The following is a 17,166-nucleotide window of genomic DNA, read 5'->3' as shown; positions in this document are numbered from 1 at the left end:
GCTATGACAAATCAACCGACAGTACAATACGGTGGTTTGAAACAGGTATTCGCAGTCAGTCTTGGCTTATTTCTTGTGTTCTTGGACAGCACAGTCGTAAATATAGCGTTGCCAACCATTATTGAAGATTATGGTATCACTCTAAGTGTGGCATCTTGGATCATCAATGCGTTTGTTCTTACATTAGCAGTTTTACTGGTTACCTTTGGGAAGCTTGCGGATATGTTTGGAAGGTCGCGTTTCTTTTTGATAGGGCTTGTCATTTTCACGATCAGTTCCTTTTTTTGCGGAATTGCACCAAACGAAGAAGTTTTAATTGTCGCCCGGGTGCTTCAGGGAATTGGAGGGGCTATGATAATTCCTGCTAGTATGATGCTTGTGCGTACAGCGGTGCCGCCAGAAAAAACAGGCTTGGCAATGGGGATTTGGGGAGCGGTAGGAGCATTGGCAGTCGCTGTTGGACCGAGTCTAGGCGGAGTAGTAACTGAATATATCAACTGGAGATGGGTTTTCTACATTAATGTTCCGGTTGTCGTTCTATCATATCCTTTCATACGGATAGCATTTAAGGGGCATCACGATGTGCGGACACCGTTTAGCCTTGATTTTTGGGGAATAGCGACACTTAGTGCAGGCTTATATTTTCTTACTTATGCGATTCTCCAAGGCGAAGAATTAGGATGGACTTCTCAAGTAATTTATCTGTATTTTGGGATAAGTTTAGTGTCGGCACTATTATTTGTATTAATAGAAAGAAAAGTGCGTCAGCCCCTGGTAGACTTCACGATTTTTCAAAATCGGCATTATGTCGGAGGAATTCTGTCTAACTTTTTGGGTGGTGTACTCTTGATGGGAACACTTATCCTGCTGCCAATTTATTTTACGCAAGTCAAAGGATACGACACTTTACAGTCTTCCTTTCTGATTACACCACTCTCGGCCGTTATGCTTGTGGTAGCACCTATGATTGGCCGTTTGATTGATCGTATTGGTTATTTTATGCCAATGGTTTTGGGATACATATTTACAGTTGCAGGCTTTGCATTGTTAGTTAATTTGGATGCGAATGTATCCCTGAAACATCTTGTTTTTGTAATGATAATGCTCGGTACTGGGTTAGGTATTATCATGGTTACGAGTGTGACAGTTTGTACGGCGTCTGTATCAGACAAACACGTATCGTTAGGTTCGGGCATTTTTGCAACATCACGAAATATGGGAGGCGCAATCGGGGTATCGTTATTTGTATCTCTCACCCTGAGCTTTTTAAATACTTACTCTTCTGAAATAGTAGATAAGGGGATAACACGTTTCCAAAAAGCAGAGTTACCTTCTCAAGTGACAGAGCAAGCCATTGCAAGACTGGAGAAACAAAGAAGCAACTTCTTTGAAGAAGCGAAAAAGCTGGGGGAATTTAAAATATCAGCTGAATTGCGTCAACAGACTATTGTAAAGAAAAAACAAGAAGTTCTGCAAACATTGCCACAAGGAGCTCAGCTGCCACCACAAGCGGAAAAGGAAATTGAAACAAAAGTGGACGCGGAGCTGCAGAGTACTGAAAAGGAAGTAAATGATATTCAAGGTGACATAAGAGATGATGCGGAAACATATTTAGTAAAAGCAATGACGAAGGCCTTTTGGAGCGGCTTAGTATTGGCTGTTGTATGCAGTGGAAGTTTGTTGTTTTTACGGAAGCGTGCTGTAGATGCAGCGCTAGATACAGCAGTAACAGAATAATCCATCAAAGATCGGTGAAAGCCGATCTTTTTTTACAGGATAAGAGAGTATAACTTTTCGGGGAGGTGTCTAGCTCCCAAGGCCCAAAATGGCAGCGTAGGACTGAACCTCCACAAAAGGCAAAAAGCGCCTTTTACTCCGGCCCACCCCTACGCTGCCATAAAAGGCGGACCTTGTCTTCTTTTCTTACACTTTAAGAAAGTATAAATTTCTAGCAGGAAGACAGTTCGGCGTAGTTAGAAATTTTAGGAACAAAGTATAAGTGCAACTACGCCTCTATCTTCGCCCAAGGGCAGGGCTCGCCAATCGGTGAGTTTTCTTTAGCGGTCTCGTACAGCTGCATTAGTTATTGAAACCCTAATTTTTGGTCGAAGGAAGTCCTTTTGAAGAAAATGAAGCTAGATAAGCGAGTTCGAGTATTCTGGGAACAGTGAAATTAAATGCATGTCACAAGTATCCCTCACATATATTGGGATAAGCATAGGATTAGGAGGATGTTATGGAAGATGTATACATAGGAATCATTGTATCTTCTATATGTACTATATTAGGGGCTGTTCCTGCCGTGTTTTTACAAAACATTTCGCATCGTCATAAAGATAACTTGCTAGCTTATACAGCTGGAATTATGGTGGCTGCCGCTACGTATGGATTAATTCCTTCTACACTAAAAATTTCTAATTTATTGGTACTTTCAATCGGGATTATTTTAGGAACACTAGTGTTGACACTTTTAGATTATTATCTTCCTCATATAGATTTAGATCACTCATCTACTGTATCATTTCAAACAAGTGCACCCTTGTTATTTATCGCCATAGCTCTTCATAACGTACCTGAGGGTCTTTCCGTTGGTGTAAGTTACGCCAGTGATTATCAAGATTTAGGGCCGGTTGTTTCCTTTGCAATTGCACTGCAAAACATTCCGGAAGGGTTTTTAATAGCTTTATTTCTTATATCAAATTATGAGAGTCGCTTTAAAGCCTTTTTATATACTGCTATCACCGGGTTAATTGAACTTATTTCGTCAATGATAGGCTTTCACTTTACTGGTGCGTTTTTATTCATTGTTCCTTATGGACTAGCTTTTGCTGCAGGTGCAATGCTATTTATTGTATATAAAGAGCTGATTCCAGAAAGCCATGGGGATGGAAATGAAACAACTGCAACCTTTTCCTTTATTTTTGGCTTACTTTCTATGATAACATTAACAAATTGGTTTCGATAATATCTGAAGTGAAATTATTTTGTTAGGTACTCTTGTCAGATTTTCCTGAGGAGCACTTTTACTTGTCTGTAACAAAACCAGCCTCTCTCATTCCTGATAAAGGGGCTTGGCATAATCGAAAAAGAACATAGAAAGGTTTCCTATGCTCTCTTTTCCCCCGCCTCTTTGTCATTGTTCTGTTGAGAAGGCTGCTTATTGTTCTGTTGAGAAGGCTGCTTATTGTTCTGTTTAATCGGTTTTTCGCGCTTGTCGGTTTGAGAAGGTTGTTCATGGTTCTGTTTTATTTGTTTTTCAGCTTTGTTCGTTTGAGAAAGCTGTCCATTGTTCTGTTTAATCGGTTTTTCGTACTTGTCAGTTTGAGAAGATTGCTCATGGTTCTGTTTTATTTGTTTTTCAGCTTTGTTTGTTTGAGGAAGCTGTCCATTATTCTGTTTAATCGGTTCTTTGTGATTGTCAGTTTGAGAAGATGATTCATGGTTTTGTTTTATTTGTTCTTCAGCTTTGTTCGTTTGAGAAAGCTGTTCTTTATTCCGCTTAATTGGTTCTCCATGCTTGTTATCTTGGTACGATGATTCTTTTTCCTTTTTCACCTGTTCTTTTTCTGTTTCTTCTGGGGTATCGGAATCGTGCCGTTCTTCTGAAGGAGAAGGTGCTTTCGGGATGAGCAAAGGAGATTTCTCAGTTTTCTCTTTTTTCATATAAGTGCCGGTGCTCATGTTTGATTCCTTGGCGTTTTCCCTCATTTGAATAGTCCCCTCTTGGTGCACTATCGATACACTTTCCTTCGCATACTTTGTTCTTACCGTTTGTAAAACGGGTTCCAGCTTTTGTTGAAATGCTTTATTATTGTCGGCTACAACAGAGGTAAGGGCAACCTGTGTCCCTTTTCTTAGATATCCATCTAGTTGGCATTGATTTATAACCTGTTCAATAACATCAGATAGAGGTTGCTTTTTCCAATTTGTAAGCTCTTTTAGAATTTGTTTACCCTCTGCATTATAAGCCTCTAAGCGGAGTACGCGAAGGTTGCTATCCACGCTTACTTCCACACTTGGATTTATATCGACAGATACGTAAGCCATAACTTTATCATGCTCCCCGTCATAGAAAAACAAAGATGAAGTAAGGAAGCAACAAATTAATATAAATATGGGTTTCAAAAAGGGGGAGCTGAATAAATGTGTTCTGTTTGGCAGCAATTCTTCCTCGGTAAATATAATTTCTTGCCCAATTGCATAGCTTCCTTGCTTTTTTGTGCATTTCACAAACCTTCCGTCGCGAGTAAGGAGCAAAATATTTTTCTTTTGAATCTCTAGCACAGTTCCTTTATTCACTATTCATCCCCCCTTTTACATACTCCTTAATGTGCGTGTAATCGCTGCTGGAAATAATACATATAGCAATGATATATTTCCTATGTCGTTCCAGCGTTTTTCGGCTGGCTCGTACCCGACTTTCTAGTTGTTTTAACGGGAGCCTTTTTTTTTGAAAGAGTTCTTGTAGCATTTGTTCATCCTGTACAATTGTTTGAGCAATTTCTATTAAATGTTCCCTTGTATCGCTGTGCTTCGGCGAAACGCTTACAAGATCTGTAAAGGAAATGCGGAATTCCTCCAATACCTTTTGAAAATGAAAAATTTCTTCTTTCCGGGTCTCGTTCTCTAAGTTATTCAAATATTCGGAAAAAGAAAATTTTGTATCTATCAAATTCTGCTCTTGCTGATCTTCTTTTAAAAAGACAAGATTTTGACGCAATTCTTTTCGTATGTAGTCAATCACATCTCTTTTTATAAGAAGCCCAGCAAATGCAAGAAATGATTTTCCCTTCTTATAGGAATATTTCTCTATAGCTTGATGGAATGCAAACAAACCAATACTATATGCATCATCCTGTTCCGTTATGTAACGCTTGCAAACATTAGAAACGACTTTTCGAACGAAAGGCTGGTACTGAGCTATAAATGCGTTGCTGTCACCTTCTCCTGTTTGAAGGCGAAGTACAACTTCCTCTATTCTTTCCTTGGGCTTAATAGCTTTTAATAGTAGGGTTAGCACAAACTCTCTCCTCCTTTCTTTGCTTTATATAAAATGAAAAAATAATCTCAGTGCTGATTTTCTTTATATTGTATGACTATGGCACTTGTGCGTTAGATTAAGAAGATGAACCACTAAACATAATATCAGTTACTTAGATTGGATTTCAAGGTTAATAGCGGATTGTTAGGAATGAAACAATAGTGTCACAATAGATGAAGGACAATTTACATAGATTGATAGCCTAGCTATGTGTCAGTGCCCCATGTCTAGAGATAGTTGTACTCGATAAACATGCTGTACACACACGCTGCATATACTGTACAAGCAAGGAGAGAGAATCGCGGAGGAAGGGAGTGCTATATGAACTGGCTAGAAGCTTTTTTGCTTGGGATCATTCAGGGATTAACGGAATTTTTACCCATTAGCAGCACGGGTCATTTATATTTAGGTCGCCATCTGTTTGGGTTGGATGAAGCTGGTCTATTTTTAGATACAATGCTTCACATTGGGACATTAATAGCTGTGTTTGCTTATTATAAACACGAATTTATCAAGATTTTACGAAATCCTTTTAGTAGGATGACCTATTTATTAATAGTTGGGACGATTCCGGCGATAATTATAGGCTTGTTGTTCAAGGACTTTTTTGAGGAGATTTCTAAAACGGGCATTACAATCGGATGGGAGTTTATAGCGACAGGCCTTTTTTTATATTTAGCGGAAAGAGGGAAAAGTGGAAAAAAGAAAATGGAAGATCTTACATATCAGGATGCTTTGTTTATTGGTGTTTTTCAAGCTTTTGCAATTTTTCCAGCAATTTCTCGTTCCGGTATGACAATTACGGCAGCTCTTTGGAGAAAGCTTGACAGGGAAACGGCAGCTTATTTTTCTTTTCTTTTGTCAACACCAGCGATTGTTGGAGGGATCATGTTGCAGTCCGTTGATGTACTTAAAGGAAAGGCTGAGACAATTTCAAGCACATCTCTCGCTGTCGGCGCAATCTCTGCAGCTTTTTTCGGTTATATCGCAGTTTCGTGGATGATTTCATATTTAAAGCATCATTCTTTAAAAATATTTGCGTATTATGCGTGTGGACTTGGGGTCATAATACTTATGTTGCAATTTGCAGGCATATTCTGAACGATATGCCTGTTCTCTATTTTTAAAATTTTTCTCATTTTATGTATGTGCCGTATATAAAGGTTGTCATGGCGGCTTTTACCATGATACTCTTGGTTATATGCTATAAAAGAGCAGAGGATGGATAGAGAGTTGAAGAAAGTGATAAGAGAGGCGTGGAGTTGGATTAGTTCTTTTGCGGTCGCTTTGGCGCTCGCTATCGTAGTAAGTGTTTTTGTTGTTCAACCCTATAAGGTGGAGGGACATTCTATGGACCCTACTTTGGCGGATCAGGAACGAATTATTGTCTCTAAATTACCGCACACCTTCTCACGTGAGCCTGATTACGGTGATATCGTGATTATTGATAGTCGTGTCGACAGGGAGCGCACAGTTAAGGATGATTTTCTAGAAAACCCGCTGTTGCAGTTTTTAGCTTCAGAAGATGAAGGGCACGCTCTTTATGTGAAACGGGTGATCGGAAAGCCGGGCGATGAACTGGAAATTAGGCAAAATAAGCTGTATCGAAACGGACAAGAGCTGCATGAATCGTATATTAAAGAGGCTATGTATGTTGGAGTTAACGAAAAATGGGTAGTGCCAAAGGACAGTGTGTTCGTGATGGGAGATAACCGAAATAATAGCCGTGATAGTCGACAGATTGGATATGTTCCTTTAGATCATGTGCTTGGGAAAAAGGTTTTTGAAATTTCCTGGACAAAATAACTATGCTGTTTTCATTTTGTATTTATTCCAAGTTGAAAAGGGTGTTTCAAAGTCGTCTTTTGAAACACCCTTTTTAACATTGTAGGAAAGTATAAATTTTCAGCTGGAAATCATTCGACGTGGCCGGGAATTTTAGGAATAGTAAATGCAACTGTAGAGAATCTTCTCATTGCGGTCATAAACCAAAATGTGTGGAGAAAAGGAAAAAGCTTGAGTATAAGCTGGAGTTGCTGTATGATGACAAACAATATAGGATAGTTTCATTAAGATATTTGTACATCAAACTATCACGGTGCAGATAAGCGAGATGTAATAAGGAAAGCTACATATCAAAGAGGTGGAGAAATGAAAGCAATCGCATGTAAAGAGAGTAGAGCAGTTAAGACAAGTCGTGTATTCCCAAACGACACAAACAACCATCAAACGTTGTTTGGCGGTAAGTTAATGAGTTGGATAGATGATATAGCTTCTATCTCAGCTGCTCGCCATTCTCGAAAATCAACTGTGACAGCCTCAACGGATTCTGTCGATTTTCTGCATCCGATTACGCAGTCTGATTCGGTATGTTTAGAATCATATGTCACGTACACGGGAAGAACATCTATGGAGGTGTTCGTTAAGGTAACAGCAGAGAATTTGCTTTCAGGAGAGAGAAAGATTGCGGCTACTGCATTTTTAACCTTTGTTGCCTTAGATGAACAAGGGAGGCCGGTAACGATTCCTTCAGTTTTACCTGAAACAGAAGAAGAGGTGTATTTGCACCGAACGGCCCCAGAACGGACAAAAATGCGCAAGGAACGAAAAAAACATAGTAAAGAATTAGCTGCTTTTATGACAACAACCAAACCGTGGGAAGCGTAAAAGGTTTGCAATAGACGCCGGGCACAATGCATGGCGTCTATTGCTGCGGGTTTACATTGACTAAAATGGGGAGCCTAGCTTATTTCACACTAAAACAGAAAGTATAGAAGCCGGTACGTATGGTCTTTGAGACTAACTTAAAAATTGATGCTAAGCAAGCCCTCAAAATAGCCTTTAACAAAGTCGTAAAACAGCTTTTCAGAAGGGGCAAGCTCTCGGTGCTGCGGGGAAATTAAACCTACCTTCCGTGTCACCTCTGGATCGCGGATTTGTATCCTTACCGTATTTTTCGGGAGCGTCTCATAAAGCGTAACCTCAGGAAGCAGGGTAACACCAATCCCTGCAGAAACCAAGCCTTTAATGGCATCCAAATCTTCTCCCTCAAATGGAACAGATGGATGGAAACCCGCTTGCAAACAAGCGTCTACTGCCAGCTTGCGGAGGATAAATCCGTTTGGGAAAAAGATAAAGGAATCATTTGCAAGCATTCGAAGAGAGATATGTGTTTGTGCTGCTAAAGGATGTGTATCTGGGAGCAGGGCAACGATTTTCTCTTTGAAAAGAACATCCACGCGCAAATCAGGATCACGTGTCGGTGCCGGCCCGATAAAGGCTAAATCAATGTCGCTTTGTTTAATAGCATCCATGAGGAAATGGTTCGAACCCTGCCTCAAATGAAAGCTAACATTTGGATATGCTTTTTTAAAGGCTGAAATGACTTCAGGAAGTATGTGACTAGCTAGGCTAGAAGGAAACCCCACTCGGACTGTTCCTCGTTCCGGGTCTAAGTACTCATCAATTTTCTGCTTAGCATTGTCGATAGCTTGTAAGGCGATTATTGCATGCTCCGCAAATAACTTTCCAACAGGTGTGAGCTTAATATTGCGGCCTTCCCTCTTAAGTAGAGGGATCCCCAGTTCCTCCTCTAAATTAGAAATTTGTCGACTTACGGCGGATTGTGCAATATGCAACGCATCTGCAGCCTCGGATATATGCTCTCGTTTTGCTACCTCTACAAAATACTTTAATTGCCGTAATTCCAATGTTGGTTCCCCTTTCATATCAAAATGAGATGAATATTATCTTAATTATATATTGTTTATATCGATAAGGGAAATTACAATGTAGATATTCAGTGCGATAAATAGAGAATAGAGCGGTAGAGAAGGGGGACATCGGAATGGAGAGAAACTTCCAACCACAAGGACTATATCATCCGGATTTCGAGCATGATGCTTGCGGAATCGGTATGTATGCTCATATAAAAGGTAAAGCAACACATGAAATTGTTGAAAAAGGACTACACATGCTTTGTCAAATGGAGCATCGTGGCGGGCAAGGCAGCGACCCGGAAACTGGAGACGGTGCCGGTATCATGCTGCAAATTCCTCATGAATACTTAAAAGCAGTATGTGCTGACATTACTTTCCCTGAAAAAGGACGCTACGGCGTAGGGATGATTTTCTTCCCGCAGGACGAAACAGCGCGTCAATTTTATCAAAACACACTACAAGAAATCATTACGGCAGAAGGCCAAACTTTGCTTGGATGGAGAACGGTTCCTGTTAACCCTAATGCAATCGGTAAAGCAGGAAGAGAAAGCCAACCATACATCCAACAAGTAATCATTGGCGCAAGTGATGATGTAGTAGATGCAGCAGCATTTGAGCGGAAGCTTTATATCATTCGTAAACAACTTGAAAACATTGCGAGCAATGAAGAAATTGGCCTTTATATCCCAAGCTTTTCAAGTCGCACAATTGTTTATAAAGGACTTTTAACACCAGAGCAGCTTCGTGCTTTCTATTTAGACCTACAGGATGAGCGTTTTGAGTCAGCATTCTCATTAGTGCATTCTCGTTTTAGTACAAACACATTCCCAAGCTGGGAGCGCGCGCATCCAAACCGCTATCTAATCCATAACGGTGAAATTAACACAGTTCGTGGAAATGTAAACTGGATGAAGGCAAGAGAAAAACAGTTTGTTTCCGAAGTGTTTGGTGAAGAATTGAGCAAAGTCGTTCCTGTAGTCGATACAAACGGAAGCGACTCCTCTATGCTGGATAACAGCTTCGAATTTTTTGTGCTAGCTGGCAGAACGCCTGTGCAAGCAGCAATGATGATGGTTCCAGAGCCTTGGATTCATGATGAGCAAATGAATGAAGATAAAAAAGGCTTTTATGAGTACCACAGCAGCTTAATGGAGCCATGGGATGGTCCTACTGCGATTTCCTTTACAGACGGAAAACAAATCGGTGCGCTTCTTGACCGAAACGGACTTCGCCCGGCACGTTACTACGTAACGAAGGACGATTATATTATCTTGTCCTCTGAGGTAGGCGTTATCGATGTAGAACCAGAGAACGTAGCATACAAAGATCGTTTAAGCCCAGGCAAGATGTTGTTGGTTGACTTAGAAGAAGGCCGCATCATTTCTGACGAAGAAATTAAGATGCAAATGGCAACAGAAAAGCCTTACCGTCAGTGGGTAGAAGAACAGATGGTAACGGTTGAACAATTGCCTGCAGTACAAAAAGAAAAAGCATCTGACCTAGACTTATTAAAACTTCAAGTTGCTTTTGGCTATACGTATGAAGAAGTAACGAAAAATATCGTGCCTATGGTCCAAGAAGGAAAAGATCCGATTATTTCCATGGGTAATGATGCACCGCTTGCTGTATTGTCCAATCAATCGCAATTATTGTTCAATTACTTCAAGCAATCCTTTGCGCAAGTTACGAATCCGCCAATCGATGCGATTCGTGAGCATGCAGTAACAGCATCTTTAACGTTCTTAGGAGCAGAGGGTAACTTATTGCATCCGGATGAAAAAGTAGCGAGACGTATTCGTTTAGAAAGCCCGATTTTATCTAAGGGAGATTTCGAACGTATCTGCAATAACTCATATCCGGAATTCCAATCAGCTACACTATCTATTCTATTCCAAGGTAATTTAGAACAGGCGATGCAAAACCTATTTGCTGCAGCGGACGAAGCGATTGAATCTGGTGCAAGCCTACTTGTACTATCTGACCGTGGTCTAGACAAAGATAATGCAGCAATTCCATCACTTCTTGCTGTAAGTGGATTACACCATTATTTAGTAGACAAAGGTACGCGTACAAAGGTAAGTTTAATTGTTGAAACGGGCGAAGCGAGAGAGGTTCACCATTTTGCGATGCTAATCGGCTATGGAGTGGATGCAATTTATCCATACCTAGTATTTGAAACAATCAAGCATTTAATTCAAGACGAGGTTCTTTCCGGTAGCCAAGAACAAGCAGAGAAGAGCTTCCTTGTTGCTGCGACAGAAGGCGTTATAAAAGTAATGTCCAAAATGGGTATTTCTACTGTACAAAGCTATCGTGGTGCGCAAATCTTTGAAGCAATTGGTATTGGGAAATCTGTAATTAATAAATACTTCAAAGGAACAGCTTCTCAAATCGATGGTATTGACCTAGATGTAATTGAGAAAGAGACGTTTATGCGTCATGAAAAAGCGTTCCAAGAGTCTGTGTATGAAGAACAAACATTAGAAGCAGGAAGCGACTTCCAATGGCGTAAAAATGGGGAGCACCATGCTTTCAATCCTGGAACGATTCATTTGCTGCAAAAAGCATGTCGTACGGGTGATTATGAGTTATTCAAGAAATATTCTGAATTAGCTAATGAAGAACAAATGGCGTTCTTACGCAACTTGTTCACATTCAAAGAAGGACAAAAAGCAATTCCGTTAGAAGAAGTTGAATCGGCTGAATCTATTGTACGCCGCTTTAAAACAGGAGCAATGTCATACGGTGCTCTAAGTGAAGAGTCTCATGAAGCTCTTGCAATTGCGATGAACAGACTTGGTGCGCGCAGCAACAGTGGAGAGGGTGGAGAAAATCCAGCTCGTTATACTCCTGATGCAAATGGTGATTTCCGCCGCAGCGCAATCAAGCAAATTGCTTCTGGTCGTTTTGGTGTAACAAGCCACTATTTAGTAAATGCAGACGAAATTCAGTTGAAGATGGCACAAGGTGCGAAACCGGGTGAAGGCGGACAGCTTCCAGGACAAAAAGTATATCCTTGGATTGCTGATGTTCGTGGCGCAACACCAGGTGTAGGCTTAATTTCACCTCCACCTCACCATGATATTTATTCAATTGAAGACTTAGCGCAGTTGATTCATGATGCGAAAAACGCAAACCCTGCAGCACGTATCAGCGTAAAGCTTGTATCAAAAGCAGGTGTTGGAACAATTGCTGCCGGCGTAGCAAAAGGTGTAGCTGATGTTATTGTAATCAGCGGTTTTGAGGGCGGAACAGGTGCTTCTCCGCGTACAAGTGTTAAGCACGCAGGTATGCCATGGGAGCTTGGATTAGCAGAAACACATCAAACATTATTGATCAACGAATTACGTGATCGTGTAGTTGTGGAAACAGACGGAAAATTAATGACAGGCCGTGACGTAGTACTTGCAGCGCTTCTTGGAGCAGAAGAGTTTGGCTTTGCAACGGCTCCTCTAGTTGTATTAGGATGTATTATGATGCGTGTATGTCATAAGGATACATGTCCAGTCGGCGTAGCGACGCAAAATCCAGAGCTTCGTAAAAAGTTTGCAGGAAACCCTGATGATGTAGTGAACTACATGATGTTTGTTGCAGAAGAGGTACGTGAGCTAATGGCTGAGCTTGGATTCAGAACACTTGATGAAATGGTAGGAAGAACAGACGTGTTAACAGTAAGCGAGCGTGCTGCTTCCCACTGGAAAGCGAAGCATTTAGACCTATCTCCAATGCTTTACCAACCGGAAGTTGCAGAAGGTGCATCACGTACATTCAAGCATCCGCAACAGCATAAGTTAGAGCAATCGCTTGATATGCTTCAAATTCTTCCGTTAGCTGAAAAAGCATTGAACGAGAAGGAACCTGTTGAGATTTCTGTCTCCATTGGCAATACAAACCGTGTTGCTGGAACAATTCTTGGCAGCGAAGTAACGAAGCGCTACGGCGAAGAAGGTCTATCAGAAGATACGATTACATTGAACTTTACAGGCTCTGCAGGTCAAAGCTTTGGTGCATTCGTTCCGAAGGGGATTACGCTTCATTTAGAAGGCGATGCAAATGACTATGTAGGAAAAGGTTTGTCTGGCGGTAAAATTATCGTTCGTCCACATGCAGAGGCAAGCTTTGCTGCGGAAGATAATGTTATTGCAGGTAACGTAGCATTTTATGGTGCTACATCCGGAGAAGCTTATATTAACGGAAAAGCAGGGGAACGTTTCGCGGTTCGTAACAGCGGTGTGAATGTTGTTGTTGAAGGTGTCGGCGACCATGGCTGTGAATATATGACAGGCGGACGTGTTGTAATCATTGGTTCTGTTGGTAAAAACTTCGCGGCGGGTATGTCTGGCGGTATCGCATATGTGTTAACAGAAGACAAAGAAGCATTTATTGCTTCTTGCAACAAAGAAATGGTGCTTCTTGAGGACGTAGTAAGCGAAGCAGACGTAAAAGAATTAAAAGATTTAATTGTAAATCATTACGAATATACAGCAAGTTCTAAGGCTGCATATGTATTGGCAAATTGGAACGAAGCGGTGACTTCCTTCGTGAAGGTCATTCCGAGCGATTACAAACGTGTAATTGAAACAATCGAAGAACTAAAGGCTACAGGAATGAGCGAAGAAGAAGCAGTCCAAGCAGCGTTTGAAGTTAACACCGGTCAAACGAAAACTGCGAAACAAACAAAGAAAACGGTTTTGGTGTAAGGAGGAGCGGTCATGGGAAAAGCAACCGGATTTATAGAATACGCACGGGAAGAAGCACAAGAACGTGATCCTCTTGCCCGTCTTCAAGACTGGAAAGAATTTTCTGTCAGATTATCTGACGAATCATTAAAAGTACAAGGAGCCCGCTGTATGGATTGCGGGACTCCTTTCTGCCAGATGGGTACGGAGATTCGTGGATTAACGTCCGGATGTCCGGTACACAACCTTATTCCAGAGTGGAATGATCTTGTGTATCGCGGCCGCTGGAAAGAAGCGTTGGATCGTTTGCTGAAAACAAATAACTTCCCTGAGTTTACAGGACGTGTATGTCCTGCACCTTGTGAAGGATCATGTACAGTATCAATTGCAGATCCAGCGGTAGGAATTAAGAACATTGAGCGTGCTATTATCGATAAGGGCTTTGAAGAAGGCTGGATGACGCCGCGTATTCCAAAAAGCCGCACAGGGAAAAAGATAGCAATCGTTGGTTCTGGTCCGGCTGGTCTTGCGGCTGCTGACCAATTGAATCAAGCAGGTCATTCTGTTACAGTATTCGAGCGTGCAGATCGAATTGGCGGCTTGTTGATGTATGGAATTCCAAGCATGAAATTAGAAAAAGAAGTTATTGAACGCCGTGTGAAACTGCTTGCAGAAGAAGGCATTCAATTTGTGACAAATACAGAAATCGGAAAAGATATTACAGCTGAGCAATTAAAAGCAGATTTTGATTCCGTTATCCTTTGTACAGGAGCACAAAAGCAACGTGACCTTGTAATGGAGGGACGTGAGTTTGAGGGAATTCATTTTGCAATGGATTATTTAACGCTTGCTACAAAAAGCTTGCTTGATTCCAATTTTGCAGATGGACAGTTCATTGATGCAGAAGGAAAAGACGTTATCGTAATCGGTGGCGGTGACACAGGAGCTGACTGTGTTGCGACAGCACTTAGACAAAATTGCCGCAGCGTAGTACAATTCGGTAAGCACCCAGAGCTTCCAGAGGATCGTGCTTATGATAATCCGTGGCCAGAATATCCGTTAACATTTACTGTGGAATATGCATATGAAGAAGCAGAAGCAAAGTTCGGATCTGACCCACGCATCTATTGCATCCAAACGAAAAAAATCGTTGGTGATGAGCAAGGTCGCGTGAAGGAACTTCACACAATCCAAATGGAAAAAACAAAAGACGAGAACGGAAAAGTTGTATTTAAAGAAATTCCTGGAACTGAGAAAGTTTGGCCAGCACAGCTAGTATTTATTGCAATCGGTTTTGAAGGAACAGAGCAAAAAGTGCTTGACCAATTTGCAGTTGAGAAAAACGGAAACAAAGTAAAAGCAGCTTATGGCAAATATACGACATCTGTTGATGGTGTATTTGCTGCTGGAGACGCAAGAAGAGGCCAAAGCTTAATCGTTTGGGCTATTCATGAAGGCCGTGAAGCTGCACGTGAAGTAGATCGTTATTTAATGGGAGCTTCTAACTTACCATAATGTCAGAAATATAGATAAAAAAAGCTAATCGTCTTATATATAGAGATGATTAGCTTTTTTTTGGTTATTTATCCTTCAAAATACTAGTTTTTGTTCCTTTCTTTCGGTACACTAAAAAAGAATTATACATCCAAAGAGGGTTTATTATGAAAGACATAGGATTGGTTTTAGAAGGCGGAGGAATGAGAGGACTATATACTGCAGGCGTATTAGAATATTTTATGGAGCGAAATCTCTTTTTTCCATATGTAGTTGGTGTTTCCGCAGGCGCTTGTATGGCAGCTTCCTATTTATCTAGACAACAAGGCAGGAATAAGAAGGTCAACACCGGGCTTGTAAAAGATCCTCGTTACTTGTCGCTACGCAATTTATTTCTGAAGCGACAGTTGTTTGGCATGGATTTTTTATTTGACGAAATTCCAAATAAAATCATTCCGTTTGACTTTAAGACATTTTTAAGTGAGAGTGAACAGTTCATCGTAGGTACGACTGATTGTGAGACTGGGGAAGCAGTATATTATAATAAACAGGAGCATGGAGCTGATATGCTTACTATTATTCGGGCTTCTAGCTCGCTTCCCTTTATTGCCCCTCCTGTTGAATACGATGGCAGACAATTGCTTGATGGAGCGATTGTAGATCCAATTCCGCTTCAAAAAGCAAAGCAGGATGGATTTCATAGAAATATTGTCATTATGACAAGACCGTCTGGTTATCAAAAGCCAGCTAGTAAGCTGTCTTCTCTTGTGCGGATGATGTATCGAAAATATCCACAGGTGGCTTCCCTGTTAGGCGAACAGTATGAGTTGTATAATAAAACGCTATCGTTTCTCAATTCTGAGCAGACGGCAGGGAACTGCTATCTCATTCAGCCGAGCGTCACCTTACCTGTCAGTCGAATTGAGCGAAATGAGAAAAGGCTAGTCGATTTGTATGAATTAGGCTATCAGGATGCCAAAAGGCATGAAGATGACATACAACGTTGGGTATACCGATAATATTTAGTCGTTGCAACACTCCTGTTAACAGGAGTGTTCTTTTTTGTATAAAAAAGGAACCAAAGGGCTCCTTGAAAATTGGGGTATATCTTTTAGTAATCGTCGGTTGAATCAGAGCGTTGAAGCAAGATAAATCCACTTACACTAGTAGAGCTTCCTTTACACTCCACTTCAAAACCATATTTCAGCAAACAGTTCACCGCTTGTCGAAGTGAGCCTCCCGGTTTAATTACTCCGAAGCAAGGCTGTGTACTTCCAATTACACGTGCATCTGTGATTGTAAAGCCTGAGCTTGAATCTAAAGGATTTTTTTCAAAAGTAAGAAGCACTAAATCTGTCGATCTTGGAATAGATACGTCCAATGTTCATTTCTCCCTTTTTTTTATATTACTTATATATAATGCCTGTCCGGTGAAATCGCTTGTTTCTTTGTCATGGTTTTTAGAAAATGGGAAAACTATCTATGTACAACAAGATAGCAGGAGGCTAATGTATGAAACACATTCCAATAGGAGTATCAAACCGCCATATTCATTTGAAAAAGGAGCATGTAGAACAGTTATTTGGAGAAGGCTATGAACTAAAGGTTTTCAAGGAACTATCGCAGCCTGGGGAGTTCGCGGCAGAGGAAACTGTGACGATCCGTACACAAAAATCAGAAATTCAGCACGTCCGTATTTTAGGTCCGATTCGCAGTTTGACGCAGGTTGAAATCTCAAAGACGGATTCGTTTGCTCTTGGTGTGAAGGCTCCAATCCGTTCATCCGGTAATATTGAAGGAACACCGGGCATTACAATTATCGGTCCAAGGGGAGAAATGAATGTTGACCACGGTGTCATTATAGCAGAGCGTCATATTCATATGACAACTGATGACGCAGCAGCCTTTGGTGTGAGAGATGGGCAATATGTAAGTGTGAAGGTCCTAGGAGAAAGGGGACTTATTTTTAATCAGGTATTGATTCGAGTAAAGGATACATATGCTCTAGATATGCATATTGATACGGATGAAGCGAATGCTGCCGGCTTAAAGTCTGGCGATACAGTAGAATTACTCCTATAGTTACGATGCAGGGGCCTTTTGCCAAACAAGCCAATAGGCCCTTTTTTGCACTGTAGGAAAGTATAAATCTCCAGTTAGAAGCAAACGCGGTTTTTCACCATTAACTGTAGTTGACAAATACATACTTATATAGATTACAATAGGGGACATT

The 17,166-nt window shown here is 40.9% G+C and carries 13 protein-coding genes; 9 read left to right on the top strand and 4 right to left on the bottom strand.

Annotated elements, in window-relative coordinates; all coding sequences use genetic code 11:
• Positions 1-3 precede the first annotated feature (3 nt).
• Positions 4-1,737: an MFS transporter gene (locus tag EP737_RS03100; RefSeq protein WP_129726439.1), complete on the top strand. Its 1,734-nt coding sequence runs from the start codon at positions 4-6 to the stop codon at positions 1,735-1,737.
• Between the two features lie 499 nt (positions 1,738-2,236).
• Positions 2,237-2,965 carry a ZIP family metal transporter gene (locus tag EP737_RS03095; protein WP_129726438.1) on the top strand — a complete coding sequence of 243 codons (729 nt, stop codon included), beginning with the start codon at positions 2,237-2,239 and terminating at the stop codon, positions 2,963-2,965.
• Between the two features lie 140 nt (positions 2,966-3,105).
• On the opposite strand, the gene EP737_RS03090 is transcribed toward EP737_RS03095, so the two are convergent.
• Complete coding sequence (locus EP737_RS03090) at positions 3,106-4,299, bottom strand: anti-sigma-I factor RsgI family protein (protein WP_165350686.1); 1,194 nt, start codon at positions 4,297-4,299, stop codon at positions 3,106-3,108.
• Positions 4,292-5,020 carry an RNA polymerase sigma-I factor gene (sigI, locus tag EP737_RS03085; protein WP_129726436.1) on the bottom strand — a complete coding sequence of 243 codons (729 nt, stop codon included), beginning with the start codon at positions 5,018-5,020 and terminating at the stop codon, positions 4,292-4,294. The genes EP737_RS03090 and sigI overlap by 8 nt, the downstream gene beginning before the upstream one ends.
• Positions 5,021-5,362: 342 nt before the next feature.
• Between sigI and EP737_RS03080 the strand changes: the two genes are divergently transcribed.
• The 3 genes from EP737_RS03080 to EP737_RS03070 all read left to right on the top strand — a co-directional run bounded on the left by EP737_RS03080 (position 5,363) and on the right by EP737_RS03070 (position 7,708).
• Positions 5,363-6,142 carry an undecaprenyl-diphosphate phosphatase gene (locus tag EP737_RS03080; RefSeq protein ID WP_129726435.1) on the top strand — a complete coding sequence of 260 codons (780 nt, stop codon included), beginning with the start codon at positions 5,363-5,365 and terminating at the stop codon, positions 6,140-6,142.
• Between the two features lie 132 nt (positions 6,143-6,274).
• Positions 6,275-6,847, top strand: a complete 573-nt coding sequence (gene lepB, locus EP737_RS03075) for a signal peptidase I (protein ID WP_379948326.1) — start codon at positions 6,275-6,277, stop codon at positions 6,845-6,847.
• Positions 6,848-7,192: 345 nt separating this feature from the next.
• Positions 7,193-7,708, top strand: coding sequence for an acyl-CoA thioesterase (locus EP737_RS03070; RefSeq protein ID WP_129726433.1), 516 nt, complete (start codon positions 7,193-7,195; stop codon positions 7,706-7,708).
• Positions 7,709-7,845: 137 nt separating this feature from the next.
• Here the strand turns inward: EP737_RS03070 and gltC are convergent, their stop codons facing one another.
• Positions 7,846-8,751: a glutamate biosynthesis transcriptional regulator GltC gene (gene gltC / locus EP737_RS03065; protein ID WP_129726432.1), complete on the bottom strand. Its 906-nt coding sequence runs from the start codon at positions 8,749-8,751 to the stop codon at positions 7,846-7,848.
• A 137-nt stretch (positions 8,752-8,888) separates the two neighbouring features.
• Here gltC and gltB point away from each other — a divergent pair, with 137 nt between their 5' ends.
• From gltB to EP737_RS03050, 3 genes are all read left to right on the top strand, one after another.
• A complete protein-coding gene (gene gltB, locus EP737_RS03060; RefSeq protein ID WP_129726431.1) occupies positions 8,889-13,460 on the top strand; it encodes a glutamate synthase large subunit in 4,572 nt (1,523 codons plus the stop codon).
• A 12-nt stretch (positions 13,461-13,472) separates the two neighbouring features.
• A complete protein-coding gene (gene gltD, locus EP737_RS03055) occupies positions 13,473-14,954 on the top strand; it encodes a glutamate synthase small subunit (RefSeq protein WP_129726430.1) in 1,482 nt (493 codons plus the stop codon).
• Positions 14,955-15,100: 146 nt separating this feature from the next.
• Positions 15,101-15,952, top strand: a complete 852-nt coding sequence (locus EP737_RS03050) for a patatin-like phospholipase family protein (RefSeq protein ID WP_129726429.1) — start codon at positions 15,101-15,103, stop codon at positions 15,950-15,952.
• Between the two features lie 92 nt (positions 15,953-16,044).
• Here EP737_RS03050 and EP737_RS03045 read toward each other — a convergent pair whose 3' ends face one another.
• A complete protein-coding gene (locus EP737_RS03045) occupies positions 16,045-16,314 on the bottom strand; it encodes a hypothetical protein (RefSeq protein WP_129726428.1) in 270 nt (89 codons plus the stop codon).
• 131 nt (positions 16,315-16,445) lie between these two features.
• Between EP737_RS03045 and pduL the strand changes: the two genes are divergently transcribed.
• On the top strand, positions 16,446-17,015 hold the full coding sequence (gene pduL, locus EP737_RS03040; protein ID WP_129726427.1) for a phosphate propanoyltransferase: 570 nt from the start codon (positions 16,446-16,448) through the stop codon (positions 17,013-17,015).
• Positions 17,016-17,166: the final 151 nt, after the last annotated feature.

Origin of the sequence: Ectobacillus funiculus (assembly GCF_004138295.1) — a bacterium.
Classification (GTDB): domain Bacteria; phylum Bacillota; class Bacilli; order Bacillales; family Bacillaceae_G; genus Ectobacillus; species Ectobacillus funiculus.
This window is presented reverse-complemented; position numbering and strand designations above follow the sequence as displayed.